This is a genomic window from Klebsiella sp. HN106 (assembly GCF_051209435.1).
In the GTDB taxonomy this organism is placed as follows: domain Bacteria; phylum Pseudomonadota; class Gammaproteobacteria; order Enterobacterales; family Enterobacteriaceae; genus Klebsiella; species Klebsiella oxytoca.
The window spans coordinates 1-24,356 of the sequence record NZ_JBLURD010000018.1 but is presented as its reverse complement, the minus strand read 5'-3'; the positions used below and the strand labels follow the sequence as shown (position 1 = coordinate 24,356).

The 24,356-nt window shown below is 56.8% G+C and carries 25 protein-coding genes and 1 pseudogene; 10 read left to right on the top strand and 16 right to left on the bottom strand.

The genetic code is table 11. From position 1 onward, the window contains the following. Window positions 1–7: 7 nt before the first annotated feature. The 6 genes from ACSIPU_RS26525 to lgt form a co-directional block, all read right to left on the bottom strand. On the bottom strand, window positions 8–331 hold the full coding sequence (locus ACSIPU_RS26525; RefSeq protein WP_024274652.1) for a prepilin-type N-terminal cleavage/methylation domain-containing protein: 324 nt from the start codon (window positions 329–331) through the stop codon (window positions 8–10). After that, complete coding sequence (locus tag ACSIPU_RS26520; protein WP_004105239.1) at window positions 316–729, bottom strand: DUF2509 family protein; 414 nt, start codon at window positions 727–729, stop codon at window positions 316–318. The genes ACSIPU_RS26525 and ACSIPU_RS26520 overlap by 16 nt, the downstream gene beginning before the upstream one ends. After that, a complete protein-coding gene (locus ACSIPU_RS26515) occupies window positions 726–1,289 on the bottom strand; it encodes a prepilin peptidase-dependent protein (protein WP_004105241.1) in 564 nt (187 codons plus the stop codon). The genes ACSIPU_RS26520 and ACSIPU_RS26515 overlap by 4 nt, the downstream gene beginning before the upstream one ends. Continuing rightward, entirely contained in the window at window positions 1,280–1,747 is a 468-nt protein-coding gene (locus ACSIPU_RS26510; protein ID WP_016809903.1) for a prepilin peptidase-dependent protein, read from the bottom strand. Before ACSIPU_RS26510 ends, ACSIPU_RS26515 begins: the two co-directional genes overlap by 10 nt. A 220-nt stretch (window positions 1,748–1,967) precedes the next feature. After that, window positions 1,968–2,762 (bottom strand): thymidylate synthase, encoded by a 795-nt coding sequence (thyA, locus tag ACSIPU_RS26505; protein WP_004105244.1) that lies wholly within the window; start codon window positions 2,760–2,762, stop codon window positions 1,968–1,970. Between the two features lie 6 nt (window positions 2,763–2,768). Beyond that, the gene (gene lgt / locus ACSIPU_RS26500) at window positions 2,769–3,644 is read right to left on the bottom strand and encodes a prolipoprotein diacylglyceryl transferase (RefSeq protein WP_004115094.1); all 876 of its coding nucleotides are present in this window, start codon (window positions 3,642–3,644) and stop codon (window positions 2,769–2,771) included. 136 nt (window positions 3,645–3,780) lie between these two features. Here lgt and ACSIPU_RS26495 point away from each other — a divergent pair, with 136 nt between their 5' ends. Next, window positions 3,781–3,933, top strand: coding sequence for a hypothetical protein (locus ACSIPU_RS26495; RefSeq protein WP_227685286.1), 153 nt, complete (start codon window positions 3,781–3,783; stop codon window positions 3,931–3,933). A 6-nt stretch (window positions 3,934–3,939) separates the two neighbouring features. Here the strand turns inward: ACSIPU_RS26495 and ptsP are convergent, their stop codons facing one another. Both ptsP and rppH read right to left on the bottom strand, forming a co-directional pair. Next, window positions 3,940–6,186 (bottom strand): phosphoenolpyruvate--protein phosphotransferase, encoded by a 2,247-nt coding sequence (gene ptsP / locus ACSIPU_RS26490; RefSeq protein WP_004105247.1) that lies wholly within the window; start codon window positions 6,184–6,186, stop codon window positions 3,940–3,942. A 12-nt stretch (window positions 6,187–6,198) separates the two neighbouring features. Further along, window positions 6,199–6,729: an RNA pyrophosphohydrolase gene (rppH, locus tag ACSIPU_RS26485; RefSeq protein WP_004105248.1), complete on the bottom strand. Its 531-nt coding sequence runs from the start codon at window positions 6,727–6,729 to the stop codon at window positions 6,199–6,201. A gap of 453 nt (window positions 6,730–7,182) precedes the next feature. Here rppH and ACSIPU_RS26480 point away from each other — a divergent pair. From ACSIPU_RS26480 to ACSIPU_RS26460, 5 genes and pseudogenes are all read left to right on the top strand, one after another. Next, window positions 7,183–7,323, top strand: a pseudogene (locus tag ACSIPU_RS26480) (hypothetical protein); the annotation flags it as partial. 88 nt (window positions 7,324–7,411) lie between these two features. Further along, window positions 7,412–8,107, top strand: coding sequence for a DNA mismatch repair endonuclease MutH (mutH, locus tag ACSIPU_RS26475; protein ID WP_004105252.1), 696 nt, complete (start codon window positions 7,412–7,414; stop codon window positions 8,105–8,107). A gap of 186 nt (window positions 8,108–8,293) precedes the next feature. Beyond that, window positions 8,294–9,007, top strand: coding sequence for a TerC family protein (locus ACSIPU_RS26470; protein WP_004105253.1), 714 nt, complete (start codon window positions 8,294–8,296; stop codon window positions 9,005–9,007). A 124-nt stretch (window positions 9,008–9,131) separates the two neighbouring features. Further along, window positions 9,132–9,350, top strand: a complete 219-nt coding sequence (locus ACSIPU_RS26465) for a YgdI/YgdR family lipoprotein (RefSeq protein ID WP_004105255.1) — start codon at window positions 9,132–9,134, stop codon at window positions 9,348–9,350. Window positions 9,351–9,587: 237 nt separating this feature from the next. Further along, window positions 9,588–10,628 carry an NADP(H)-dependent aldo-keto reductase gene (locus tag ACSIPU_RS26460; RefSeq protein WP_004105257.1) on the top strand — a complete coding sequence of 347 codons (1,041 nt, stop codon included), beginning with the start codon at window positions 9,588–9,590 and terminating at the stop codon, window positions 10,626–10,628. A gap of 211 nt (window positions 10,629–10,839) precedes the next feature. Here ACSIPU_RS26460 and lplT read toward each other — a convergent pair whose 3' ends face one another. Next, a complete protein-coding gene (lplT, locus tag ACSIPU_RS26455) occupies window positions 10,840–12,033 on the bottom strand; it encodes a lysophospholipid transporter LplT (RefSeq protein WP_004105260.1) in 1,194 nt (397 codons plus the stop codon). Next, a complete protein-coding gene (gene aas / locus ACSIPU_RS26450; protein ID WP_004105262.1) occupies window positions 12,026–14,185 on the bottom strand; it encodes a bifunctional acyl-ACP--phospholipid O-acyltransferase/long-chain-fatty-acid--ACP ligase in 2,160 nt (719 codons plus the stop codon). Before aas ends, lplT begins: the two co-directional genes overlap by 8 nt. Before the next feature lie 622 nt (window positions 14,186–14,807). Here aas and galR point away from each other — a divergent pair. After that, window positions 14,808–15,824, top strand: a complete 1,017-nt coding sequence (galR, locus tag ACSIPU_RS26445) for an HTH-type transcriptional regulator GalR (RefSeq protein WP_004105264.1) — start codon at window positions 14,808–14,810, stop codon at window positions 15,822–15,824. On the opposite strand, the gene ACSIPU_RS26440 is transcribed toward galR, so the two are convergent. The 4 genes from ACSIPU_RS26440 to ACSIPU_RS26425 form a co-directional block, all read right to left on the bottom strand. After that, window positions 15,785–16,264 (bottom strand): GNAT family N-acetyltransferase, encoded by a 480-nt coding sequence (locus ACSIPU_RS26440; RefSeq protein ID WP_016809909.1) that lies wholly within the window; start codon window positions 16,262–16,264, stop codon window positions 15,785–15,787. The two genes, galR and ACSIPU_RS26440, sit on opposite strands and share 40 nt — an antisense overlap. Next, a complete protein-coding gene (locus ACSIPU_RS26435) occupies window positions 16,261–17,034 on the bottom strand; it encodes a GntR family transcriptional regulator (RefSeq protein ID WP_004105268.1) in 774 nt (257 codons plus the stop codon). Before ACSIPU_RS26435 ends, ACSIPU_RS26440 begins: the two co-directional genes overlap by 4 nt. Window positions 17,035–17,102: 68 nt before the next feature. Then, a complete protein-coding gene (locus ACSIPU_RS26430; RefSeq protein WP_004105271.1) occupies window positions 17,103–18,530 on the bottom strand; it encodes a glycoside hydrolase family 1 protein in 1,428 nt (475 codons plus the stop codon). Between the two features lie 7 nt (window positions 18,531–18,537). Next, window positions 18,538–19,875 (bottom strand): PTS sugar transporter subunit IIC, encoded by a 1,338-nt coding sequence (locus ACSIPU_RS26425; protein ID WP_004105273.1) that lies wholly within the window; start codon window positions 19,873–19,875, stop codon window positions 18,538–18,540. A 303-nt stretch (window positions 19,876–20,178) separates the two neighbouring features. Between ACSIPU_RS26425 and ACSIPU_RS26420 the strand changes: the two genes are divergently transcribed. Continuing rightward, window positions 20,179–21,180 (top strand): LacI family DNA-binding transcriptional regulator, encoded by a 1,002-nt coding sequence (locus ACSIPU_RS26420; RefSeq protein WP_162098332.1) that lies wholly within the window; start codon window positions 20,179–20,181, stop codon window positions 21,178–21,180. Window positions 21,181–21,219: 39 nt separating this feature from the next. Here the strand turns inward: ACSIPU_RS26420 and lysA are convergent, their stop codons facing one another. Then, window positions 21,220–22,482, bottom strand: a complete 1,263-nt coding sequence (lysA, locus tag ACSIPU_RS26415; RefSeq protein ID WP_023321566.1) for a diaminopimelate decarboxylase — start codon at window positions 22,480–22,482, stop codon at window positions 21,220–21,222. A 134-nt stretch (window positions 22,483–22,616) separates the two neighbouring features. Between lysA and ACSIPU_RS26410 the strand changes: the two genes are divergently transcribed. Beyond that, the gene (locus tag ACSIPU_RS26410; protein WP_004105279.1) at window positions 22,617–23,543 is read left to right on the top strand and encodes a LysR family transcriptional regulator; all 927 of its coding nucleotides are present in this window, start codon (window positions 22,617–22,619) and stop codon (window positions 23,541–23,543) included. Here ACSIPU_RS26410 and ACSIPU_RS26405 read toward each other — a convergent pair. Continuing rightward, the gene (locus ACSIPU_RS26405) at window positions 23,530–24,222 is read right to left on the bottom strand and encodes an aspartate/glutamate racemase (RefSeq protein ID WP_004105281.1); all 693 of its coding nucleotides are present in this window, start codon (window positions 24,220–24,222) and stop codon (window positions 23,530–23,532) included. The genes ACSIPU_RS26410 and ACSIPU_RS26405 overlap by 14 nt on opposite strands. 72 nt (window positions 24,223–24,294) lie before the next feature. Between ACSIPU_RS26405 and ACSIPU_RS26400 the strand changes: the two genes are divergently transcribed. Beyond that, a partial coding sequence (locus tag ACSIPU_RS26400; RefSeq protein WP_001549973.1) for a hypothetical protein occupies window positions 24,295–24,356 on the top strand: 62 nt, incomplete at its 3' end.

The following is a 24,356-nucleotide window of genomic DNA, read 5'->3' as shown; positions in this document are numbered from 1 at the left end:
CTCCTGGCTACTGACTGACCGGGCAATGGAGCCGGGTCATCTGCGCCCGCCTGGCTGCGGGCATCGTGATCGTTACCGTGATGCTGACACATCTTTGCATCGATGTCTGCATACGGGATATCTGGTGGCCCCCGGCAATCGCCGGAGGGCTAAGCTGACCAAATCGCCACGCATCGCGCCACAGCTGACGGTACTGGGTGAGCTGTATAGAACTGCTGGCCAGCCCGCGTTGATAGCCCGCCAGCGCGGTAACGGTGACGATCAGCAAGACTAAAGCCAGGAGCGTTTCCGGTAGGCTAAACCCTCTCTGCCGGCTCAGGGCATCTGGCATAGGCTCGTCTCCTTTAACGGGCAAAAATCGCTCCAGCCGTGTGGTGAAAAATGGACGCGGTTTTGTTCCACAGCGCCCGACTGCCACAGCAGCATTCTGCCACCGCCGCTGCTGCCAATGAGCAATACCGAGGCGTCGCTAAAGATCCTCAGACAGGCGCGCCAGTCGAGTGCAGCCTTCTGCTGGCAGCTAACCGCTTCTTGCAACGGCCAGGTCAGCGTTTTTCCCCACTGCAGCGCGGAATGCGCATCAGCAGCGTCGCGAAGCGCCCGCGTTTCGCTGGCCGTCTGCGCTAACAGCGAACGCTGCTGCTGGTGCAGCCCCTGGAGTAACAGTGTGCCAAGCGCTAAAAGCAGTAGCACCATCAGCAGCGAAGAGAGCCCGCGCTGGCGATTCACAGGTTATACCCCGTTACGCCATATTCCGCTCGCGCGCGGATTTGCGGGTCGGCAACGGAATGCGCCGCCAGCGTTATCGACAACTCAGGCGAAAAATCCGTTTTATTCTGCCGGGTAACCTGAAAAACGGTGACCTGAATCGCCGCTGGATTGGTCATTTTCTCCCAGCCCTTGCCGCTACACTCCTCCGCCCCTCTCAGGGTTTCCAGCGCCCCGTCGCGCAGGCGAAATCCGGTAGTATCAGATTCTGATGACGGAGAGCGATTCCAGACGCCATCGCTGTTGCCATCCCAACGAACAAGCAGGCAATCGCCGCTCTCTGCGATATACAGCGGTTGCCCGCTACAGCGGCCACGGCAATAACCTGCGCGCTGCAGATGCTTCGCTACGGTGTAGATTCGCTGCCATAGTTCATTTTCCAGCGCCTGCTGCCGGGTCTGGCGAAGCGCGGCCCACTGCAGCGCCGGGAGAAAACGCGCGCTGCCGAGCAATAGCACGGAGCTAATAGCCATCGCGATCAGCGTTTCCGGCAGCGAAAAACCGCGACGTTTTACAGACATGATGCCGTCTCCTCGCCGCGGCACAGGCGGATTCGCCCCCAGTTGGAAACGATAATATTCCAGCCGCCCGCCGCGCTTTGCAGGCGGATATGTCCCGCCCAGGCGGTATTTCGCAGGCCGTAAAATCCTAGCCCCGGCGTCATCGCGCTGAGCGAAACCTCCGGCCATAGCGGCTGCAGCGTGAAAGCGTTGCTGACGCTACAGTCGTTCGTCGCTCCGCTGACGCTCAGGCACCAGCCCTCCGCGCTTCGGTCGACGCTTAATACCCTGTCGCGGTTGTGCCAGTTGGCGTCATCGCGTAGCAGCACCAGATAATCGCGAACCTGGCAGGCGGTTTGCCACAGACGCTGCTGCTGTTGCCAGCTCTGCCAGCCATAAAGTCCGCTGGCGCCAAGAATGACGACGACGACCATGGTGACCAGGGTTTCAATCAGGGTATAGCCATGTTCTCTGTTCATGGGCCGAGTATGCGTAGCATTGAGGCTTTATACGAACGGGAAAATGGCGCTTTGCGTCGCGCCTCGGAGAGTATTCAAGGCGTTGCAACGGATTACAAAAGTACAGGAAATCTGCTCGCAAAAAATCCGTACGACCAGCGGCTTACAGCCGCGGCTCGGCCGGGCTGGCGCATAAAGAAACCGGCGCTCGCAGGCGCCGGTTTTCATCATGACTTCGGGGTTAAATCGCGACCGGTGCTTTTATCCCCGGATGCGGGTCGTAGCCTTCGATTTCGAAATCTTCAAAACGGTAGTCGAAAATCGACGCTGGCTTGCGTTTGATCACCAGCTTCGGCAGCGCCCGCGGTTCGCGGCTTAGCTGCAGGTGCGTCTGCTCCATGTGGTTGCTGTACAGGTGCGTGTCGCCGCCGGTCCAGACAAAATCGCCCACTTCGAGGTCGCACTGCTGGGCTACCATATGCACCAGCAGCGCGTAGCTGGCGATATTGAACGGCAGGCCGAGGAACACGTCGCAAGAGCGCTGATAGAGCTGGCAGGAGAGCTTGCCGTCGGCGACATAGAACTGGAAGAACGCATGGCACGGCGCCAGCGCCATTTTGTTCAGTTCGCCGACGTTCCAGGCCGAGACGATAATCCGACGAGAGTCCGGATCGTTTTTCAGCTGTTCCATCACCGTGCTAATCTGGTCGATGTGACGGCCGTCCGGCGCGGGCCAGGAACGCCACTGCTTGCCATAAACCGGACCCAGGTCGCCGTTTTCATCCGCCCATTCATCCCAGATAGTGACGTTGTTTTCGTGCAGATACGCGACGTTGGTGTCACCCTTCAGGAACCACAGCAGTTCATGGATGATGGAGCGTAAATGACAGCGCTTGGTCGTCACCAACGGGAATCCTTCCTGCAGGTTAAAACGCATCTGGTGGCCGAAAATAGAGACGGTGCCGGTACCGGTGCGGTCATTTTTTTGCGTGCCCTCGTCGAGCACTTTCTGCATCAAATCAAGATACTGTTTCATGGTTCCTCAAGAATTTTGTTGCTGCGGACGAGAACGGTACGCCCAGACCATCATTATGATACCCGCAAGCACCATCGGAATCGAAAGAATCTGCCCCATGCTGATGTACTGTACCCAGCCGCCGGTAAACTGCGCATCAGGCTGGCGGAAGAATTCCACGATGATGCGGAACAAGCCATAGCCGATAAGGAACAGCCCGGAAACCGAACCGGCCGGACGCGGCTTACGGATAAAGAGGTTCAGGATCAGGAACAGCACCACACCTTCCAGCGCCAGTTCATAGAGCTGCGAAGCATGACGCGGCAGCGCGCCGTAGGTATCGAACAGCGATTGCCACTCCGGATGCGATGGCAGCAGCGCCAGATCTTCCGCCCGAGAGCCGGGGAAAATCATGCTGTAGTGGAAGTTCGGATCGACGCGCCCCCACAGTTCACCGTTGATAAAGTTACCCAGACGCCCGGCGCCGAGGCCAAACGGAATCAGCGGCGCAATGAAGTCAGAAACCTGGAAGAAGGTACGCTTGGTGCGTTTGGCGAAAATGATCATCACCAGAATCACGCCGATCAGGCCGCCGTGGAAGGACATACCGCCGTCCCAGACGCGGAACAGATAGAGCGGATCGTCGAGGAACACCGGCAGGTTGTAGAAGAAGACATAGCCAAGACGCCCGCCGAGGAAAACCCCAAGGAATCCGGCGTACAGCAGGTTTTCAACTTCGTTTTTTGTCCAACCGCTGCCTGGACGATTGGCCCGACGGGTGGCCAACCACATCGCAAAAACAAACCCAACCAGGTACATCAGGCCGTACCAGTGGAGGGAGACCGGTCCAATGGAAAAAATTACCGGATCAAACTCCGGAAAATGCAGGTAGCCACTATTCATCTGTCACCATAAAGACTTGTTATTCCGCCGAAAGTGGACAGCGGGGATCGTTCACGCGCGTCAGAAACGGGCGCTCCAAAGGCTGCGAATGATAGCATAAGCGCCAGGGGCGATCCCCGTTGGACATGTAAAAGATATGTATACGAATGCGAATTCGCGGCTGAGCATTCCCGGAGGCGGCGCGCTGCGCCTGTCCGGGCTACCCAACCCTCAGGCCGCTCGAACCTCGTCAGCGTTGTCCCGGGCCACGGCTAACGCCTTACCCGGGCTACAAATTCTTGAACCGTAGCCCGCGCTAACGGCCGCCGCGAATCAGGCCGCCGAGTCCTCGTCGTTCCATAAATGCCGCGACCTGATGGCGCACTTCGGCGGTCATCTGCGCTTCCAGGCTTCGCTGTGAAAGCTCCTGAGCTTCATTGATATCGATGCGCCGCAGCAGGTACTTCACTCTCGCCACCGAACGGCCGTTCATCGACAGATGACGATAACCCATGCCAATCAGGATCGTCACGCACATCGGATCGCCCGCCATTTCTCCGCACAGGCGCAGATCGATACCAAAACGCTCGGCGTCGCGGGCGATCATCGCCAGCGCCCGCAGAACCCCAGGATGCAGGCTGTCATACATACTGGCGACCCGGGTATTATTGCGATCCACCGCCAGAATGTACTGGGTCAGATCGTTGGTGCCGACGGAAATAAAATCGACGCGGTTCGCCAGCTGCGGCAGCATAAAGACCATCGACGGCACTTCCAGCATCACGCCAAGACGCGGGCGGGGAATGGCGTAGCCGATCATCTCTTCCACTTCGCGGCTGGCGCGATCGATCAGGCGACGAGCCTCATCCACTTCATCGAGGCTGGTAACCATCGGCAGCAGGATGCTGAGGTTTCCGGTCGCCGCGTTGGCACGCAGCATCGCGCGGACCTGAACCAGAAAGATCTCCGGCTGATCGAGCGTGATCCGAATCCCACGCCAGCCAAGGCACGGGTTCTCTTCGCTGATCGGCATGTACGGCAGCTGTTTGTCCGCGCCGATGTCCAGCGTGCGCAGCGTCACCGATTTATCGTTGAACATCTGCAGCATGCCCTGATATTGGGCAACCTGCTCCTCTTCAGAGGGGAAGCCGCTTTGCAGCATAAAGGGGATTTCGGTACGGTAAAGTCCAATCCCGTCGACGAAATTGCCGAGCTTTTCTTCATGCTCGGGGCTCAGGCCCGCGTTGAGCATCACTTTTACCCGCTCGCCGCTTTTCAGTTCCGAAGCGCGTTCAAGATCGTCCTCAGCCAGGCGGCTAAGCTCGTTTTCTTCGCTGATCAGGCGCTGATACTCTTGCAGCAGCACCGGCTCCGGGTCGACCAGCAGCTCGCCGCGATAGCCATCGACAATCAGCGTATGGCCGTGCAGCAACGAAGGCTGGATATCCGCCCCCATCACCGTCGGAATGCCCAACGCGCGGACCATAATCGCGGCATGGGAGTTCGCCGCGCCATCGCGCACCACCACGCCGGCTAAACGATCCTGAGGAACCTCCGCTAAGGTGGTGGCCGACAGTTCATCCGCCACCAGCACGATGCGCTCCGGCCAGGTATTTGGCCCCTGAATACTGTCGTCGAGATGGAAAAGCAGCCGCTGGCCCAGCGTGCGCAGATCGCCCGCGCGCTCTTTCAGATAGCCATCGCTGAGCGCGGCAAACTGTTCGGCGAATTTCTCGATGATCTTTTTCACCGCCCATTCGGCCACCGCGCCTTTATCCACTTCGGCAAACAGCTCGCGGCGCAGGCGCGCGTCAGAGAGCAGGTGTGAATAGAGGTCAAAAATGGCCGCCGTCTCTTTCTGCGCGCCGGCAGAGTAGCGTTTGCTGTAGCGGCGAAACTCATTCGCCGCCTCTTCCAGCGCGCCGGTCAGCCGCTCGCGCTCGGAAGCGGTATCGAGGGTTGAGGCTTCATAAACCTGCTCCATCAGCGGCAGGCTGACGTCCATCCAGCCTTCGGCAATTGCTACGCCGGACGATGCGGGCAGCGCGCGGATGCGGGTCTGACGATACTGACCAAATAGCGCGTTTAGCTGGGACTGGGAGAGAATGCCGGCGATTTGCGTGGCCAGCGTGACAAGAAAAGACTCTTCGCTTTCGTCAAACTGGCGCAGCTCGCGCTGCTGTACCACCAGCACGCCGAGCAGCTGACGCCGCTGGATAATCGGCACCCCGAGGAAAGCGCGAAAGCGGCCCTCTTTTACGGCAGGAATATATTTAAAGCTGGGGTGCTTTTGCGCGTCGGCGAGGTTGATGGGTTCCGCCAGGCGGCCGACCAGGCCGACCAGGCCTTCATCAAAAGCAAGCGCAACGATGCGCCCGCGGGGCTTTTTCAACCCGCGCGTCGCCATCAGGTAATAACAGCGTCGGTCATGATCAGCCAGATAAACCGAACAAACTTCCGTCTCCATCGCAGCGCAGATATCGGTTACCAGGATATCCAGCGCCTCGTTTAAACGTGGCGCACTCGCGACCTTCTCGACTATTTCTCGCAACCGAGTGAGCATAATGTGCGTGGCTTAACCTCTTTTACGTCGATATGCAGGCGCGCTTTGCGGCTTAGGCGTGTTTTCCGCCAGCGCCATTGTGACGCTGGCAAACTCTTTCATCACCCTGCGGTATACGTCGCGCTTAAACGACACCACCTGACGCACCGGGTACCAGTAGCTTACCCATCGCCAGCCATCAAACTCAGGTGTACTGCTGGTTTGCATATTGACATCTGCATCACTGCCTATCAATTGCAGGAGAAACCACTTCTGTTTCTGGCCGATACATACCGGCTTTGTGTCCCAACGCACCAAACGTTTAGGCAATTTGTAACGCAACCAGTTACGGGTTGAAGCGAGGATCCGCACATCTTTGCGGCTAAGCCCGACTTCTTCGAACAATTCCCGATACATCGCCTGCTCTGCTGATTCTCCTGGATTTATGCCCCCTTGCGGGAACTGCCACGAGTGCTGACCATAGCGCCTGGCCCACATAACCTGGCCCTGGCGATTACAGATTACAATACCGACATTTGGGCGGTAGCCATCGTCATCAATCACCGGACTACCTCAAAATAAGCTTCAATGTGAATGATTGTTTCACACTCGCTGGAAACGGTAAACCACTCTGTGAGGGCGATGAGATCGAATAACATTTGAATAACTCACAGTAATACCCGGAGTTATAAACAGCGAAAGCCGTACCCGGACGATTTTATTCACTTTTTCTGTGGATAGAGTTGTGAAGAAGTACGGAATTAACCAGGGAAAACCCGGAATCATCCGAACGGCGTAGTCATAACCCTCGATAATAATGACCTAATTTTCATTAAGTTAGCATGGTAAAATTTCATAATCCACTGCATAACGTGACGATCATCACATAAGCGATCCTGGAACTGATGAAAGATCGAGCAATGTTGGTTTTATCCACAGATTACGCAAGCGCTCTGGGCATATTTTGTCTAAAAACTCGATTTTCCTCTCACGTCAAGGCTGTAAATGGAAACAGTAGTGGGGCTTTTCCCCAGTTATCCCATTTTTCTGTGGATAACATGGTGTAAGATCCTGTTCATTGTCGGTGACCAGTTCTGGAAAACCCGGTTTTACAAATTTCATCGCGGCAAAAAATCGCAAAAAAAGCTATATGAATCATCAAATTGTCATACTTACCCAAGAAAAGGTAAACTCTATCCACAACGGATGAAATTACCGCTCATTTTTTAGCCAGAGGTTTTACGTTATGTCGACCATCGCGCCGCTGTTATCCCCCCCGCAAAGCCAGGCGCAACTGCTGGCCCAGGCGCAGCAGCTGGCAGGCTATTCGCTGGGAGAGCTGGCGATGCTTGCCGGAATTCCCATTCCGCGCGATTTAAAACGTGATAAAGGCTGGATCGGTATTCTGCTGGAAATATGGCTGGGGGCGAGCGCAGGCAGCAAGCCGGAGCAGGATTTCGCCGCCCTCGGCGTTGAGCTGAAAACGATTCCCATCGATGCTTTTGGCCGGCCGCTGGAAACTACCTTCGTCTGCGTCGCGCCGCTAACCGGCAACAGCGGCGTTACCTGGGAGAGCAGCCACGTTCGTCACAAGCTTAAGCGCGTGCTGTGGGTACCGGTAGAGGGCGATCGCGCGATCCCTTTAGCCGACCGCCGCGTTGGCGCTCCGCTGCTGTGGAGCCCCAGCGAAGAAGAAGAGCGACAGCTACGTATGGATTGGGAAGAGCTGATGGACCTGATCGTCCTTGGCCAGGTCGAACGTATCACCGCTCGCCACGGCGAAGTTCTGCAGCTGCGCCCGAAAGCGGCCAACAGCAAAGCGCTGACCGAGGCCGTAGGCGCCCGCGGCGAACCGATCCTCACCTTACCGCGCGGTTTCTATCTGAAGAAAAATTTTACCGCCGCCCTGCTCGCCCGCCATTTTCTTCTTTACCCTAAATAAATCGGCTTGCTTCACGGCGGTCATTAAACGCCTGCCGAAGCGTAGAAACCTTACGCGACCTGGGTCAGCGCAATCGGCTAACAATAAGGGAAACCAAAGCTGAACGGCCTGGATGATGATTAATTTTTTGTTCTGCCATGACGGTTGCATATAATTGCTTCTTTCTATTTTGCAGGACTTTGAACGATGTTATTTGCATGGGTAACCGATCCTAACGCCTGGCTGGCGCTTGGTACGCTGACGCTGCTGGAGATAGTGCTCGGGATCGATAATATTATTTTCCTCTCTCTGGTGGTCGCTAAGCTGCCCACGGCGCAACGGGCACATGCCCGCCGCATTGGGCTGATGGGCGCGATGATCATGCGTCTGGCGCTGCTGGCGTCAATCGCATGGGTCGTCAAGCTCACTAACCCTCTCTTTACCGTATTAGGTCAGGAGATCTCTTTTCGCGATCTGATCCTGCTGCTCGGCGGGCTGTTTCTGATCTGGAAAGCGAGTAAAGAGATCCACGAATCCATCGAAGGCGAAGAAGAAGGGCTGAAAACCAACGTCCATTCATTTATGGGCGCTATCGTGCAGATTATGCTGCTGGATATTATTTTCAGCCTCGATTCGGTCATTACCGCCGTTGGGCTGTCGGATCATCTGTTTATAATGATGGCGGCAGTAGTTATCGCGGTGCTGGTGATGATGGTTGCCGCCCGCTCGATAGGCGATTTTGTCGATCGCCACCCTTCGGTAAAAATGCTCGCGCTGTCGTTTTTGATCCTTGTCGGCTTTACGCTGATGCTCGAAAGTTTCGACGTGCACGTGCCGAAAGGTTACATCTATTTCGCCATGTTCTTCTCGATTGCGGTTGAGAGCCTCAACCTGCTGCGAAATAAAAAAAATCCGCTGTAGAGCGCTAAAATGCAGCCCTGAAACGGGCTGCAATCTTTTTTTAAGACTTAACTGCTTTTTATGTCTCACAAATCAGGCTATTAATATACTGGTACGAGGTGCGGCTATAATAGGGGTGATAACGATGAAAAAATGGGCAGTATTGATTTCCGCCGTAGGACTGGCGTTCTCGGTTTCAGGTTGCAGCAGCGATTACGTCATGGCAACCAAAGATGGTCGCATGATTCTGACTGACGGCAAACCCGCTATAGACGACGATACCGGCCTTATCAGCTACGAAGATCAGCAGGGTAATAAAATGCAGATCAATCGTGATGACGTTTCGCAGATTATTAAACGTTAAGACTCGCCGCTACGCAGCGATGGCTCCTTTATCGCTCGCCTGAGCAGGTTTCAATATTCTTCAGCATTAAAATAAAAGTCGGGATACACCTGATCTGTCCGTGAGGATTCGTCAGGCCTGATTCCGCCAGCCCGGCTTTTTTGATTTTTTTACTTCCCCTTTTTCTTCCCCTCTGCCATTTTTATATTCCTTTGTCGGGGAACGCCTGACCTTGTTGATAAAAAAAGGAAGCCGGCTATGCAGTATCACCGTATCCCACACAGTTCTCTTGAAATCAGCACGCTGGGGCTGGGCACAATGACGTTTGGTGAGCAGAATAGCGAGGCAGACGCCCATGAGCAGCTCGATTACGCCGTGAGCCAGGGCATAAACCTGATCGATGTCGCTGAAATGTATCCCGTCCCGCCGCGCCCGGAAACCCAGGGTCTGACGGAAACCTACGTCGGCAACTGGCTGGCGAAGCGCGGTAACCGCGAGAAGCTGGTTATCGCCTCTAAAGTCAGCGGCCCTGCCCGCAATAACGACAGCAGCATCCGTCCTGACCACAAACTGGATCGTAAAAATATCCGCGAGGCGCTTCACGACAGCCTGAAGCGCCTGCAGACCGATTATCTCGATCTCTATCAGGTACACTGGCCGCAGCGCCCAACCAACTGTTTCGGCAAACTGGGCTACACCTGGGCCGATTCCGCGCCGGTCGTCACTCTCCTGGATACGCTGGATGCTCTGGCTGAATTCCAGCGTGCCGGCAAAATTCGCTATATCGGCGTTTCCAACGAAACAGCATTTGGCGTCATGCGTTACCTTCATCTTGCGGATAAACACGACCTGCCGCGCATTGTGACGATCCAGAACCCGTACAGCCTGGTGAACCGCAGCTATGAAGTGGGCCTGGCGGAAGTTAGCCAGTATGAAGGCGTTGAACTGCTGGCCTATTCCTGCCTCGCGTTCGGTACGCTGACCGGGAAGTACCTCAATGGCGCAAAACCGGCCGGCGCGCGCAATACGCTGTTCAGCCGTTTTACGCGCTATAGCGGCGAGCAAACGCAAAAAGCGGTGGCGGCCTATGTCGATATCGCGAAGCGGCATAACCTTGACCCGGCACAAATGGCGCTGGCCTTCGTGCGTCGTCAGCCGTTTGTCGCCAGTACCCTGCTGGGCGCGACGACCATGGAACAGCTGAAAACCAACGTCGAAAGCCTCCATCTGGAGCTGAGCGCAGAGGTGTTAGCGGAGATTGAAGCGGTGCATCAGGTTTATACCTACCCGGCGCCGTAAGAGCGTAAAGTCCCGGTCGCGGCGTGAACGCCTTGTCCGGGCGACAAAATGGCGCAACCATGCAGGCCTCTTTCCCGGAGGCAATGCTAAGCATCTTTTCGGGATACAAGTTCTAAAAGCTCCCGGATTGCGGCTGACGCCTTATCCGGGCTACAGCGTCACCGCATAGGCGGAACGGTAGCCTGGCTAAGCGCAGCGCGAGCCGGGGATGTTATTTGCGCCGTCCCCAGATCCACAGGGCGGTAATTGCCAGCGCGAACACTACGCCAAAACCCATCCCCACGCCGACCACCGGAATGCCGATGCTCACCGCCAGCGAATAGAGCCCCAGCATCAGCAGCATCGCCACGTTTTCGCCCAGGTTCTGCACCGCGATAGCGTTGCCCGCGCCGACCGTATGCTTGCCGCGCTCCTGGAGCAGCGCATTGAGCGGCACGATAAAGAAGCCGCCAAACGCGCCGAGCAGCAGCAGCAGAGCAAACGCCGGCAGCAGCGCCTGCTGAATGGCGAAAAAGATGACCGCCACGCCAATTAATATCCCGGCAGGCATACAGCGCGACACCGTTTCCAACGTCACCAGCTTCGCCGCCGCGCCAGCTCCCAGCACGATCCCCACCGCCACCATCGCGTTAAGGTAGGTCGGCATCGCGTTGCTGGTAATGCCCAGCGCTACCGGGACCCACAGCACCAGCAGAAAGCGCAGCGTCACGCCCGCTCCCCAGAACAAGCTGGTGCCGACTAATGAAAAGCGGGTTTCGCCGTTGCGCCATAGGGTCGTACAGGCGCTGAAAAAGCTGTGGGTCATCGGCCTGAAGCGCCAGGATTGCCCCGGACGCGCCGCGGGCAACTTCGGGATCCACAGGTTGGCAACGACCGCCCCGGCGTACACCACCGCGCAGACGCTGAGCGCCGCCACAACGTGCCAGTCGGCGAGAATACCGCCCGCCATCGAGCCGAGCAGGATCGCCGCAATGGTGGATGACTCCATCAGGCCATTCGCTTTCACTAACTTATCGCCGGTGGTCAGCTCGCCAAGGATGCCGTATTTAGCCGGAGAATAAGCGGCGGCGCCGATACCGACCAGGGTATAGCCGAGAAACGGATTCACGCCGAAGCAGATGCAGCCCGCGCCGATAAGCTTCAGGCCGTTGGCTACCATCATCACTCGTCCCTTAGCGAAGCTATCGGCAAATTGCCCGACAAACGGCGCAAAAAGAATGTAAGCGCCCACAAACAACATCTGTAATACCGGCTGGCTCCACTCCGGGTAGGACAGCTGCTTCATCAGCGCCAGGGTAGCGAACAGCAGCGCGTTGTCGCCGAATGCTGAGAGAAACTGGGCGCAGATAACCGCTATCATTCCTTTCGAGTACAGCGAATTGTTAGTGTGTACTGACTCACTCATCCGAATCTTCCGTCCGATCAACCATACTTTTAAGAGTGACAAAGTCCGGCTTGCCGCTGCCCAATACCGGGAGCTGTTTCAGCCAGCGAATGTCGCGCGGTACCGCCAGCTCCGGTACGCCGTGTTCGCGGGCATAGCGCAGCAGTTTTTCACGATTCAGTTCATTATCGGTGGTAAACAGCACCAGCGCCTCGCCTTTGCTGGCGTCCTGTTTAATCGCCGTGGCGTGCATTTTGTCCGGCGAAACCGCCAGCGCCACCTGCTCGACCATCTCCAGCGACACCATCTCGCCGGCGATTTTGGCAAAGCGCTTCGCGCGGCCCTGTATCCGCACGTAGCCCTGCTCGTCAAAGCTGACGATATCTCCGGTGTCGTACCAGCCGTTTTCCACTTCTCCGTGCTGATTCTCCGCCGCGGGCGCTTCCAGTACGCCCGGATTTTCCACCCACAGATAGCCGTTCATGATGTTCGGCCCTTTAAGCTGCAGCCGGCCTCCCTCTTCAATTCCGGGCATCGCCAACAAACGCGCATCCATTCCAGGCAGAATTCGGCCAACGGTGCCCACTTTTGTCGCCATCGGCACGTTAATCGACACCACCGGCGCGCATTCGGTGACGCCGTAGCCTTCAAGAATGCGCAGACCAAACTTGTCCTGCCAGATCTGCTTCGTGCTCTCCTGCAGCTTCTCTGCGCCGGCGACAACGTAACGCAGGCGATAGAAATCATAGGGATTCGCAAAGCGGGCGTAGTTGCCGAGGAAGGTGGAGGTGCCGAACAGCACGGTACAGTTACGGTCATATACCAGTTCCGGCACCACGCGGTAGTGTAACGGGCTGGGATAGAGGAAGACTTCCGCGCCGGTAAACAGCGGGGTCAGCAGGCCGACCGTCAGGCCAAAGGAGTGGAACAGCGGCAGCGCCGACATAAAGCGGTCGTTAGCGGTAAAGTCGGCAATTGTTTTAATCTGTTCGACGTTGGCCAGCAGGCTCTTGTGGCTATGTACCACTCCTTTCGGATTGCCTTCCGAGCCGGAGGTAAACAGGATCATCGCCGCATCTTCCGGCTCCTGCTTCACCTGCGCCAGCTTCGGCATCAGCAGATGGCCAAAAATCCACAGCTTATCGGCGGCGGTAACGTCGCCTTTTAAATCTTCGAGAAACACCCAGCGCACCTGAGTCAACTGCTCGGGCAGGTGCCAGAGCTTGCCTTTATCGAGAAAGGTGCGTGAGGTAAAGATGGTTTTGATTTCCGCCGCGGTAATGGCGCTGCTCAGGCCTTTCACTCCGGCGGTATAGTTCATCATCGCCGGGATCCGTCCACGGGCGATCGCGCCGAAAATCACCGCCGCGCTAATTCCCGCATTCGGCAGCATCAGGCCGATTTTTTCGCCCTGAGCGCTGTATTTTTCCAGAATACGCGCCACGAACAGGGTTTTGGTCAGCAGCTTGCGGTAGGTGTCCGGCTGAAAGTTGATATCTTCCACGCAGTTTTTACGCGCGCCGAAGCGGTCCTGGGCCGCCAGCAGCGACTCGTACAGCGTTTCGCGCGGGCGCACCGCCATCCGCGCCTCCATCATGATCTGATGCAGCATCTCACCGGCAATTTTTCGCCGGTCGCGGGCGCGCGGCGCCTCGGGCATCGGCAAATGAGTCGGCGGCAGCAGGTGCAGCTGAATGCGCGGGAACAGGCGGCGTCTGACCAGCCCCTTCAGACGGCTAAAATGGGTTAATTCGGCGCCTTCGATTCTCAACGGCACTATGGTTGCCTGCGACTTCGCCGCCACAAAAGCCGCGCCGTCGTAAATCTTCATCAGCGAACCGCTCACCGAAATGCGCCCTTCCGGAAAAATCACCACCGGGCGCCCCTGCTCAATGAGGCGTACCAGATGCTTTATCGACATCGGTTTGGTGGGATCCAGCGGGACAAAATCAATCAGCGGCTTTAGCGCGCGCATAAACCAGCGCTCGCTAATCGAGGAATAGACCGCAAAGACCGGGCGCACCGGCAGGAAAAGCGCCAGCAGAACGCCGTCAATAAAAGAGACATGGTTTGGGGTGATCAGTACCTTTTGCTGGTACAGCGCCTGCGTGTCACCGGTAAGCCTTACCCGATACAATCCTTTGAATAGCAGTCTAAAAAATCCCAAAAGCATAACAACTCCGTTTGACCGGTTAATCAGTCAAAGCAGGTTACACGAGAAGCGGCGGGAAATGCAGTGTGGGGAGCGGAATTCAGGACAAAAAAAACCTGCGCATCCGCGCAGGTCGGTGCAAGATAATCAGTACGAAGAGCGTACGTAAAAAACTCACCAATCAATACCTCTGGGATCCTGATTGTCTCGTTTTTTCCTCCGCCGGTGCCAGCCATAAAACGCAAGGGAATAAGCCTAAGTGCAACCAGTTATTGCTATTTTCGCTAACTGTAACAACGGCAGCGGCAGGCAAAAAAAAACCTGCGCATCTGCGCAGGCTGGTGTAATTAGAGTGGTCAACCTGAAGTCGACTCCACCTATCAATACCTCTGGGATAGCCAGAGTATCAATGCACTGAATGGGTTAACCAGCGAACATTCGCAACAGCTAATCGCAAAGTGTAAGCAAAGGTGTGAATTATCGTTTCCCGGTATCATTCTCCGTTCCCCTGTGGGTAACTATTTCACCGGCAACGCTACTCTGCGTCACAATTGCATTAACCTGAAACGACCAGGCCTTGAATCTGCCGCGCTTTCCCGTACCATAACCGGTATGTAAACGCTTACCCTAAAAAAGGTCTGGTATGGCGACCATTAAGGATGTAGCCCGACTCGCAGGCGTTTCTGTCGCTACCGTCTCCCGCGTGATTAACAATTCACCGAAAGCCAGTGAAGCCTCGCGCCAGTCAGTAGGCGCGGCGATGGAAACGCTAAATTATCACCCCAACGCCAACGCCCGCGCGCTGGCGCAGCAGTCAACAGAAACCGTCGGCCTGGTGGTGGGTGATGTCTCCGACCCCTTCTTCGGCGCGATGGTCAAAGCCGTCGAGCAGGTTGCCTACAATACCGGCAATTTTTTGCTGATCGGCAACGGCTATCACAGCCTTCACAAAGAGCGTCAGGCGATTGAACAGCTGATCCGCCACCGCTGCGCTGCGCTGGTGGTTCATGCCAAAATTATCCCCGACGACGAGCTGGCCTCGCTGATGAAGCAAATCCCCGGCATGGTGCTGATTAACCGCATCCTGCCCGGCTTCGAGCAGCGCTGCGTGGCGCTGGATGACCGCTACGGCGCGTGGCTCGCTACCCGCCACCTGATTCAGCAGGGGCACACCCGTATCGGCTATCTCTGCTCAAACCACGCCATTTCCGATGCCGAAGATCGGCTGCAGGGCTACTATTCGGCGTTAAAAGAGAGCAACCTGCCGTGCAACGATCGGCTGGTGACCTTTGCCGAACCCGATGAGAGCGGCGGCGAACTGGCTATGACCGAGCTGCTGGGCCGCGGCAGAAATTTTACCGCCGTCGCCTGCTATAACGACTCAATGGCCGCCGGCGCGATGGGCGTCCTGAACGATAACGGGATTGATGTGCCGCGCGAGATTTCGCTGATTGGTTTTGATGACGTGCTGATTTCACGCTACGTGCGGCCGCGGCTGACTACCGTGCGCTATCCGATTATCACCATGGCGACTCAGGCCGCTGAGCTGGCATTAGCGCTGGCGGAACATCGGCCTCCGCCGGAGATAACGCATCTTTTCAGCCCTACGCTGGTCCGCCGTCACTCGGTGATTGCGCCTCTCGATAGCGACAAATCGTAGCGGTATAAACTGACGGCGGCGGCCGGATAATCCAGGCCTTCGCCGATGTACTGCCAGCCGAAACGTTCATAAAAATCGCGGCAGGCGGAGTAGAGAAACAGCTCGCCATAGCCCTGCTTTCGGGCATAGTCGATAACGTGCTGCTGTAGTTTCCCGGCCAGCCCCTGCCCGCGCGCTTCAGGAGCCACGTAGAGCGCCGCCATCCATGGATAAAGGTCCTGACGGCTGATTAAATCGCAGCGCCACAGGCCGACGGTGCCTAACAGCGTCTCCCCCTCAGCGGCAATAAAGGTCATAGGCAGCGCCCCCGGCGTCTGGCTATGCCCGACAATACTGGCGAAGAACGCCTGCGGCAGCGTTTCACCGCCAAAAGCCCGCCATAGCCATTCCGTCACGCGTGAAGCGTGCTGCGGCGCGGCGTAGAGGGGTTGGATCATCACACCAGCTTCCCCTGAAAAATAGGCACCGATTCAAAGAGGTAGCCATCAAAGTCCGGCGCGTCTTCATCGGACAGCTCCAGCAGACTGTTTTTAACGTTTTCGAGATGCTGCCACATAGCCTGCCAGGCCCCCATCACATCGCGACGACGCAGGGCGGCGAGAAGCGTTTGCCGATCGCCGAGCCACTTCAGGCGATACGCCCGGCTGGCAATATGCACGTTGAACTGCTGCCACAGCGGGCTGCTGTCCATCTGCAGCCAGATGCGCTCGACCGTCGCCAGCAGCATCTGATTTTGCGTCGCGCCGGCCAGCACCAGGTGAAACAGCCGGGCGTTGTCCTGGCTGGTATCGTTAGCGGCAATGGCCCGCTGCTCCTGCTCGATAATGCGCTTCAGGTTATCGATATCGGCGCGGGTGGCCATTTTGGCGGCAAAGGCGGCGATGTTGCTCTCCAGCAGCTGGCGGGCCTGCAGGATTTCGAAGGGCCCGACGTCGCTGCTCAGCATCTGTTCTTCCTCACTATCGTCCTCGTGCGGGATGCGCATCACATACACCCCTGAGCCCTGGCGGATATCAACCGTCCCCTGCAGCTCCAGCATCAACAGCGCTTCACGGACGATGGTACGGCTCACGCCGTAGGTCTCGGCGATATTGCGTTCCGGCGGCAGGCGCGACCCGATAGGATAGCGCCCCTGCGCAATCTGTGCGCGTAAATCATCACCTATTTCCTGGTAGGGTTTCTTTTCCGGCGGAATGATAGCCTTCTCCACAATATCACCTGTGCGTTATGAGCCTGCGAGTCAATATCGGCCGCTATCTTAGCAAAATTTCAGCCCGGCTAGCGCCACTCATCATCAATATCCAGCGTCAATTCGCGACTCTCGCCAAGCTTACGGAACCAGCTGGCGGACGCCTTGGGCCGCCGGGCACGATTATTTTGCAGATCGATTTCAATCAGCCCGTAGCGGTTTTTAAAGGCGTTCATTGGCGAAACGTTATCGGTAAATGCCCATAGCATGTAACCCTGGCAGTTGGCTCCCGCTTCCCGCGCGCGCAGCGTCTGCCAAAGATGCTCGCTGATAAAACGGATCCGGTAGTCGTCGGCGATAGTGCCTTCGCTATTGCGAAACTGCCCTTCGTTTTCCACACCCATGCCGCTTTCCGCCACGAACCACGGAATATTGCGATAGTCCCGTTTGATCCGCATCGCCATATCAAAAATGATTTGCGGATAAATTTCCCAGCCGCGGGAGTGATTCATCCGTCGTCCCGGTAGTTCAAAGGGCTCATAGTAGTAAGCCGGATGGAACGGCGTCTGCGGGTGCCAGGCGCGCGATGGCGCTTTAACGCGATGCGGATAGTAAAGGTTAATCCCCAGCTCATCGACGGTGTTTTCGCGGATAATCGCCAGCTCTTCCGCTCGATAATCCCATGCAACCTCGTGCTGTTCGAGCAGGGCCAGCAGCTCGGGCGGGTATTCGCCGTGGACCAGCGGGTCGAGAAAAATCCGGTTATAGAACAGATCGTAGCGCTCGGCGGCGCGCACGTCATGCGGCGCTGTTGAGCGCGGGTACGTTACCTCCGGGTTAAGAATGCAACCTACCGTGCCGCGATAGCCTTTCTCGCGGAACAGCTGGACCACTTTTGCCGTCGCCAGCACCTTGTGGTGGTTCCACTGCATCCAGGTGCCGGTATTCTGCTCGTAGGGCCAGCGCAGCGCGTCCAGGTAAACGCGGGTCTGCACGACGATCGGCTCATTGAAAGTAAACCAGCGCGTAACCTTGCGGTGATAGCGGGCGAAAACTTTCTCTGCATACTGCACAAACAGCGCAACCACCTTTTTTGACGCCCAACCGCCGTACTGCTCCAGCAGATAGCCGGGGAGTTCATAGTGCTCAAGGCAGATCATCGGCTCGATGCCGTTGGCCAGCAGTTCATCGAACAACTGGTCGTAGTACGTCGCATAGGCTTCATCGACCGTGACGTTTTCATAATCGGTGAGAAAGCGCGACCAGTTTATCGACGTACGGTAGTGGGTGAGCCCGGCCAGCTTCATCAACTGCACATCTTCGCGGAAGCGGTTGATAAAATCCGTCGCCACAGCCGGACCGTAGCCGTTATGCCAGACGTGACGGTCGTTCTTGTACCAGAGATCGGGCCAGGAATCCTGACCCTCTTGCTTGCCGCTCCAGCCCTCGGTTTGCCACGCCGAAGCGGCGGCGCCGAGGATAAAGTCGCGGGGAATGGCCATCTTTACTGTCGTCATGGTGTCCTCATGCATTTTCGCTGGCTTGCGCGTTGTCCGCCTGACGCTGGGCGTTTTCCGCGCGACGGGAAGCAATTTTGACAAACGGCAGGTAGATAAGCACCGCGGTCAGGATGCAGATAAGCTGCGTCACCACCGCGCCCATCGAGCCCGCCGTTGACAGCCAGGCGTTGATCAGCGGCGGCGTGGTCCAGGGCACCATCACCACCGCTTTACCGGCAAAACCGGCGGCAGTCGCGAAGTAGCCGATGCTGCCGGTCACCAGCGGCGTAATAATAAAGGGGATCGCGAGGATCGGATTGAGCATGATCGGCATCCCGAAAATGACCGGTTCGTTGATATTGAACAGGCCCGGTCCAATCGATAGCTTGGCGATCTCTTTCATCTCTTTGCGTTTAGTGGCAATCATCACCGCAATCAGCAGACCAATCGTCAGTCCCGATCCGCCAATGCTCATATAGACATCCCAGAACGGCATGGTGATGATATTCGGCACTTCTTTGCCCTGCTCAAAGGCGCTCATATTGACGGTAATGGCTCCCAGCAGCAGCGGTTCGCGGATCGGTTTGATCATCTGATTACCGTGAATGCCGATAACCCAGAACAGCTGCGCGACAAACATCAGCAGCAGGATCCCCGGCAGGCTTTGCACCACCCGCTCCAGCGGCTGCTGCACCACCTGATAGACCGCGTCATACAGATACATGCCGGTCGCCTGATGAAAAATAAAGCCAAAGGTGGCAATCACCGTGGTGGTGATAATGGCCGGGATCAGCGCGGAAAATGATGCCGATACGTTGGGCGGCACGGTATCCGGCATCTTAATCTTCAGCCCCTTACGGCCCTCCAGCCAGCAGTAGATCTCCACCGACATAATAGCGATAAACATGCCAAGGAACAGGCTGCGGGTATCGGAGAACTGGCGCAGCAGGACATCCTTCACTTCATGCATTTGCCCGTCGACCATCATCTCGACGGTGGTCGGCGTGACGCAGATAAAGCAGATCACCGCCAGCAGTCCGGGGAACAGGCTCTTAATGCCGTTAATCCGCCCCAGCTCAATGCCAATAAGGAACACCGCGCCAATATTGAGAAAGTTAAGGGTGGCGTAGTTGATCGCGCTGGTAATAGGTTTGAGCGCCGCCAGAAACGAGAGCGCCTGAAAGCTGGCGAGGCCGTTTTTTGGATCCAGCACCATATTGGAGATCAGCACCGAAAAGGCGCCAACGATGATCACCGGCATCAGGGTAATAAAGGCGGATTTTATCGCCATGATGTAGCGGTAGCTGTTGAATTTCGTGGCGAAACTCCCCAGTGAGTCGATCAATTTGTCCTGCAATGCCATAGAGGATACCTCAGTTTTAAGGGCTTTTAGCGCACCAGGTGTACAGCCAAACACCTATTGGCATACCAAAAAATAGCCACTGGTGAGAATAAGTTCTGTGATTAAGCTCCCAACTCGTTTATTGGTATTCCAGAAAGGCGGAAATTGGCATACCGCATTTACAGTTTTATTTTCCGCGCGATCAATTCCTGTAAAAGCGTGATCGCGATAGTTTTTTGCGCCGCCATCAAGCCATATCCCCCTGAATGTCTGTGATAAACTGCGGGTTACCACGTGATATCAGGAATCGGATGAATGGCTACAATGCTGGATGTCTCAATTCGCGCAGGCGTCTCTAAAGCGACGGTTTCCCGCGTGTTGAACGGCACGGGTCAGGTGAAAGAGAGCACCCGCCAACAGGTTTTTAAGGCGATGGAAGAGCTGGGCTATCGGCCTAATTTTCTCGCCCGCTCGCTGGCGAACCGCACCAGCAACAGTATCGGACTGGTGGTTTCTACCTTTGACGGCTTCTATTTTGGCCGCCTGCTGCAGCAGGCTTCCCGCCAGACGGAAGCCTGGGGTAAACAGCTGATCGTTACCGACGGCCACGATGCGCCGGAACGTGAAGAAGAGGCGGTGCAGATGCTGGCCGACCGCCAGTGCGATGCTATCGTGCTTTACACCCGCCATATGAGCGAAAAGAAAATCATGTCGCTGATTGAATCCATCGACATGCCGCTGGTGGTGATTAACCGTGATGTAAGCCAGGCGAGAGAGCGCTGCGTGTTTTTCGAACAGCAGGATGCAGCGTTTCAGGCGGTGGAATATCTGATAACCCAGGGCCATCGCGATATCGCCTGTATTACCGTGCCGATGCACACGCCGACGGGTAAAGCTCGCCTGGAAGGCTATCGTAACGCGCTGAAAAAGCACGGCATTAAGTGGGATCCGGCGAAAGTGAAATACGGCGACTCCACCATGAGCCGCGGCTATGAACTCTGCTGCGAGCTGCTGGAAGAGAAAACGCCGTTTAGCGCGCTGTTTTCCTGTAACGATGATATGGCGCTGGGCGCTTCGAAGGCGCTGCACCAGGCAGGGCTGCGGATCCCGCAGGATATTTCGCTGTTTGGCTTTGATGACGCGCCGAGCGCTAAATGGCTGGAACCGGGGCTATCGACGGTCTATCTGCCGATCGATAACATGATCACCACCGCTATCGATCAGGCGATCAAGCTGGCTAACGGTCAGCCGATCGAAACCATACCGCCGTTTACCGGCAAACTGGTGCTGCGCGAGTCGGTCACCACCGGGCCGTATTACGCATAATTAGCGGGCCCGATAAGCAAAGCGCCATCGGGCAGCGCCTTACAGCTGCTCGAGCGCCAGCAGCTCTTCGATAGTCTGACGGCGGCGGATCAGCCGCGCTTTACCGTTGTCGAACAGCACTTCCGGCAGTAGCGGACGACTATTGTAGTTTGAGGACATCGACGCGCCGTAAGCGCCGGTATCGTGCAGCACCAGATAATCGCCCGGCACCACCGCAGGCAGCAGGCGGGTTTCCACTTTCCCTCCCTCCTGCTGGGTAAAGACATCGCCCGATTCGCACAGCGGCCCGGCCACCACGGTTTCTATCTCCGCTGCGGCGCTCAGATCGCGGCCGTCCGCGGCCAGAGCGGTAATATGGTGATAGCTGCCGTACATCGCCGGACGCATCAAATCATTAAAACCGGCGTCAATCAGCACGAAGTGGCGGCTGCCCATCTCTTTTACGCTGCGAACCTGAGAAACCAGCACGCCGGATTCCGCCACCAGGAAGCGACCCGGTTCGATCTCAAGCGCGACCGGATGGCCCAGGTGTTTAGCGACCTGTTCACGCGCCGCGTTCCACAGGCCGAAATAGTGATCGGTATCGATCGCCTCTTCGCCTTCGCGGTAAGGGATCGACAGCCCGCCGCCGGCGGAGATCGCCTGCAGATCCTGACCGAATTCGACAACCTGACGCACCATCGCGCCGCAGACCTGCTCCAGGTGGCCGTAGTCTACGCCGGAGCCGATATGCATATGAATTCCCACCAGCTGTAGCTGATAACGACGCATCACTTCCAGCGCCGCCGTTAAATGACTGTGCCAGATGCCGTGCTTGCTGTTTTCGCCGCCGGTATTGGTTTTTTGGCTATGACCGTGACCGAACCCCGGGTTAACCCGCAACCAGACGCGATGGCCCGGTGAAACTTCGCCCAGCTGGCTCAGCATATCAATTGAGCCGGCGTTGACCGGGATCTGCAGTTCTTTCACCCGCGCCAGGGTTGCATCGTCGATCAGATCAGCGGTAAAGACGATATCTTCCGGATGCTGATGCGGATCGTATCCGGCAGCCAGCGCGCGCTCGATCTCGCCCAACGACACCGAATCCACCTTCACGCCCTGCTCGCGCATCAGGCGAAGGATGTGGATATTCGAGCAGGCCTTCTGCGCAAAACGCACTACGTCGAACTTGCTCAACTGAGCAATCTGGCGGCGGATAATTTGCGCGTCGTAGACCCAAACCGGGCAGCCGAACTCGGCGGGCAAACGCAGCAGATTGTCTGCGTTCAGGTCGGTATTGGTGGCGTAAAGCGAGTGTGGCATAAAGAACTCCGGTGCTGTGTGTGCGTTATCTCTGTTTTTTTACGATTACGCCACAGCGCGTGGGGAATAAAAAATATCGTTTTATTGCCAGTCTATGCAAAAATGATATGGCTTGCGTTACTTAAGGAACACTCATGCCCGCCGTTAATCTGCGTCATATTGAAATCTTCCATGCCGTCATGACCACCGGCAATCTGACCGAGGCCGCAAGAATGCTGCATACCTCGCAGCCGACCGTCAGCCGCGAGCTGGCGCGTTTTGAAAAGGTGCTGGGATTAACGCTGTTCGCCCGCGCCCGCGGCCGTCTGCAGCCAACGGTTCAGGGTTTACGCCTGTTTGAAGAGGTGCAGCGCTCCTGGTACGGCCTGGACAGAATCGTCAGCGCTGCGGAAAGCCTGCGCGAGTTCCGCCAGGGCGAACTGTCGGTCGCCTGTCTGCCGGTATTTTCCCAATCATTCCTGCCGCTACTGCTGGAGCCTTTTTTGACGCGCTACCCGGAGGTCAGCCTGCAAATCGTCCCGCAGGAGTCGCCGCTGCTGGAGGAGTGGCTTTCCGCCCAGCGCCACGATCTGGGATTGACGGAGACCCTGCATACTCCCGCCGGAACCGAGCGTACGCCCCTGTTGACCCTGAATGAAGTGTGCGTATTGCCGCAGGGCCATCCGCTTGCCGCTAAGCAAGCATTAACGCCTGCAGACTTTAATGGTGAAAACTATATTAGCCTGTCGCGCACCGACAGCTACCGTCAGCTGCTCGATGCGCGGTTTCATGAACATCAGGTGAAACGGCGGATGGTGGTGGAAACGCACAGCGCCGCCTCCATTTGCGCTATGGTGCGCGCCGGAGTCGGCATTTCAGTGGTTAACCCGCTCACCGCGCTCGATTATGCCGGGAACGGCGTGGTGGTCCGACGCTTTAGCGTTGAAGTGCCTTTTACCGTAAGCCTGGTTCGCCCGCTCCACCGCCCGGGATCCGCGCTGGTCGATGCGTTTGCACTGCATTTGCAAAACAGCATGTCTCGCATCCTGACCCCGCTCGAAGCGGTACTTACGAAAGCATAAACTCAACCGCGTCCGCCGCATGAATCGCTGTGGTATCAAACACCGGCAGCGGACTGCTCTCTTCCGGTACCAGCAGGCCGATTTCGGTGCAGCCAAAAATGACCCCTTCCGCCCCCTGCTCCGCCAGAGCGTCAATGACCTGCAGATAGTAGTCGCGTGAATGCGCGTTAAAGACGCCGAGGCACAGTTCATCAAAAATGATCTGGTTAATCCGCGTGCGATCTTCAGCTTCCGGAATCAGCGTATCAATAGCAAACTGCTGCTGCAGGCGGCCGCGATAAAAATCCTGTTCCATGGTATAGCGCGTGCCTAATAGCGCAACGCGGCGCTGGCCCTTTGCGATAATCGCTCGTCCGGTAGCGTCGGCAATATGCAAAAACGGCACGTCGCAGCGCGTTTCTATCGCCTGCGCGACTTTATGCATGGTGTTGGTACACAGGACGATCCCTTCGGCGCCCGCCTGCTGCAGGCCGAAGGCCGCCTGCGCGAGGATCTCGCCCGCGCGTTCCCAGTCGCCGTTTGACTGACAGGCTTCAATTTCGTGGAAATCGACGCTGTGCAACAGCAGGCTGGCGGAGTGCAGACCGCCGAGGCGTGCTTTAATACCTTCATTTATCAACCGGTAGTAAGGAATCGTTGATTCCCAGCTCATACCGCCTAACAGACCAATCGTTTTCATCATCCCTCCGGCACTGTTGCAAATAGTCGGTGGTGATAAACTTATCATCCCCTTTTGCTGATGGAGCTGCACATGAACCCATTCAAAGGCCGGCATTTTCAGCGTGACATCATTCTGTGGGCCGTACGCTGGTA

Bases quoted from the DNA above. Each gene is read 5' to 3' on its own strand.
- ACSIPU_RS26525 (WP_024274652.1), bottom strand. From the start codon at position 331: ATGCCAGATGCCCTGAGCCGGCAGAGAGGGTTTAGCCTACCGGAAACG.
- ACSIPU_RS26515 (WP_004105241.1), bottom strand. From the start codon at position 1,289: ATGTCTGTAAAACGTCGCGGTTTTTCGCTGCCGGAAACGCTGATCGCG.
- ACSIPU_RS26510 (WP_016809903.1), bottom strand. From the start codon at position 1,747: ATGAACAGAGAACATGGCTATACCCTGATTGAAACCCTGGTCACCATG.
- thyA (WP_004105244.1), bottom strand. From the start codon at position 2,762: ATGAAACAGTATCTTGATTTGATGCAGAAAGTGCTCGACGAGGGCACG.
- lgt (WP_004115094.1), bottom strand. From the start codon at position 3,644: ATGAATAGTGGCTACCTGCATTTTCCGGAGTTTGATCCGGTAATTTTT.
- ACSIPU_RS26495 (WP_227685286.1), top strand. From the start codon at position 3,781: ATGTATACGAATGCGAATTCGCGGCTGAGCATTCCCGGAGGCGGCGCG.
- ptsP (WP_004105247.1), bottom strand. From the start codon at position 6,186: ATGCTCACTCGGTTGCGAGAAATAGTCGAGAAGGTCGCGAGTGCGCCA.
- mutH (WP_004105252.1), top strand. From the start codon at position 7,412: ATGTCGACCATCGCGCCGCTGTTATCCCCCCCGCAAAGCCAGGCGCAA.
- ACSIPU_RS26470 (WP_004105253.1), top strand. From the start codon at position 8,294: ATGTTATTTGCATGGGTAACCGATCCTAACGCCTGGCTGGCGCTTGGT.
- ACSIPU_RS26465 (WP_004105255.1), top strand. From the start codon at position 9,132: ATGAAAAAATGGGCAGTATTGATTTCCGCCGTAGGACTGGCGTTCTCG.
- ACSIPU_RS26460 (WP_004105257.1), top strand. From the start codon at position 9,588: ATGCAGTATCACCGTATCCCACACAGTTCTCTTGAAATCAGCACGCTG.
- lplT (WP_004105260.1), bottom strand. From the start codon at position 12,033: ATGAGTGAGTCAGTACACACTAACAATTCGCTGTACTCGAAAGGAATG.
- aas (WP_004105262.1), bottom strand. From the start codon at position 14,185: ATGCTTTTGGGATTTTTTAGACTGCTATTCAAAGGATTGTATCGGGTA.
- galR (WP_004105264.1), top strand. From the start codon at position 14,808: ATGGCGACCATTAAGGATGTAGCCCGACTCGCAGGCGTTTCTGTCGCT.
- ACSIPU_RS26430 (WP_004105271.1), bottom strand. From the start codon at position 18,530: ATGACGACAGTAAAGATGGCCATTCCCCGCGACTTTATCCTCGGCGCC.
- ACSIPU_RS26425 (WP_004105273.1), bottom strand. From the start codon at position 19,875: ATGGCATTGCAGGACAAATTGATCGACTCACTGGGGAGTTTCGCCACG.
- ACSIPU_RS26420 (WP_162098332.1), top strand. From the start codon at position 20,179: ATGCTGGATGTCTCAATTCGCGCAGGCGTCTCTAAAGCGACGGTTTCC.
- lysA (WP_023321566.1), bottom strand. From the start codon at position 22,482: ATGCCACACTCGCTTTACGCCACCAATACCGACCTGAACGCAGACAAT.
- ACSIPU_RS26410 (WP_004105279.1), top strand. From the start codon at position 22,617: ATGCCCGCCGTTAATCTGCGTCATATTGAAATCTTCCATGCCGTCATG.
- ACSIPU_RS26405 (WP_004105281.1), bottom strand. From the start codon at position 24,222: ATGAAAACGATTGGTCTGTTAGGCGGTATGAGCTGGGAATCAACGATT.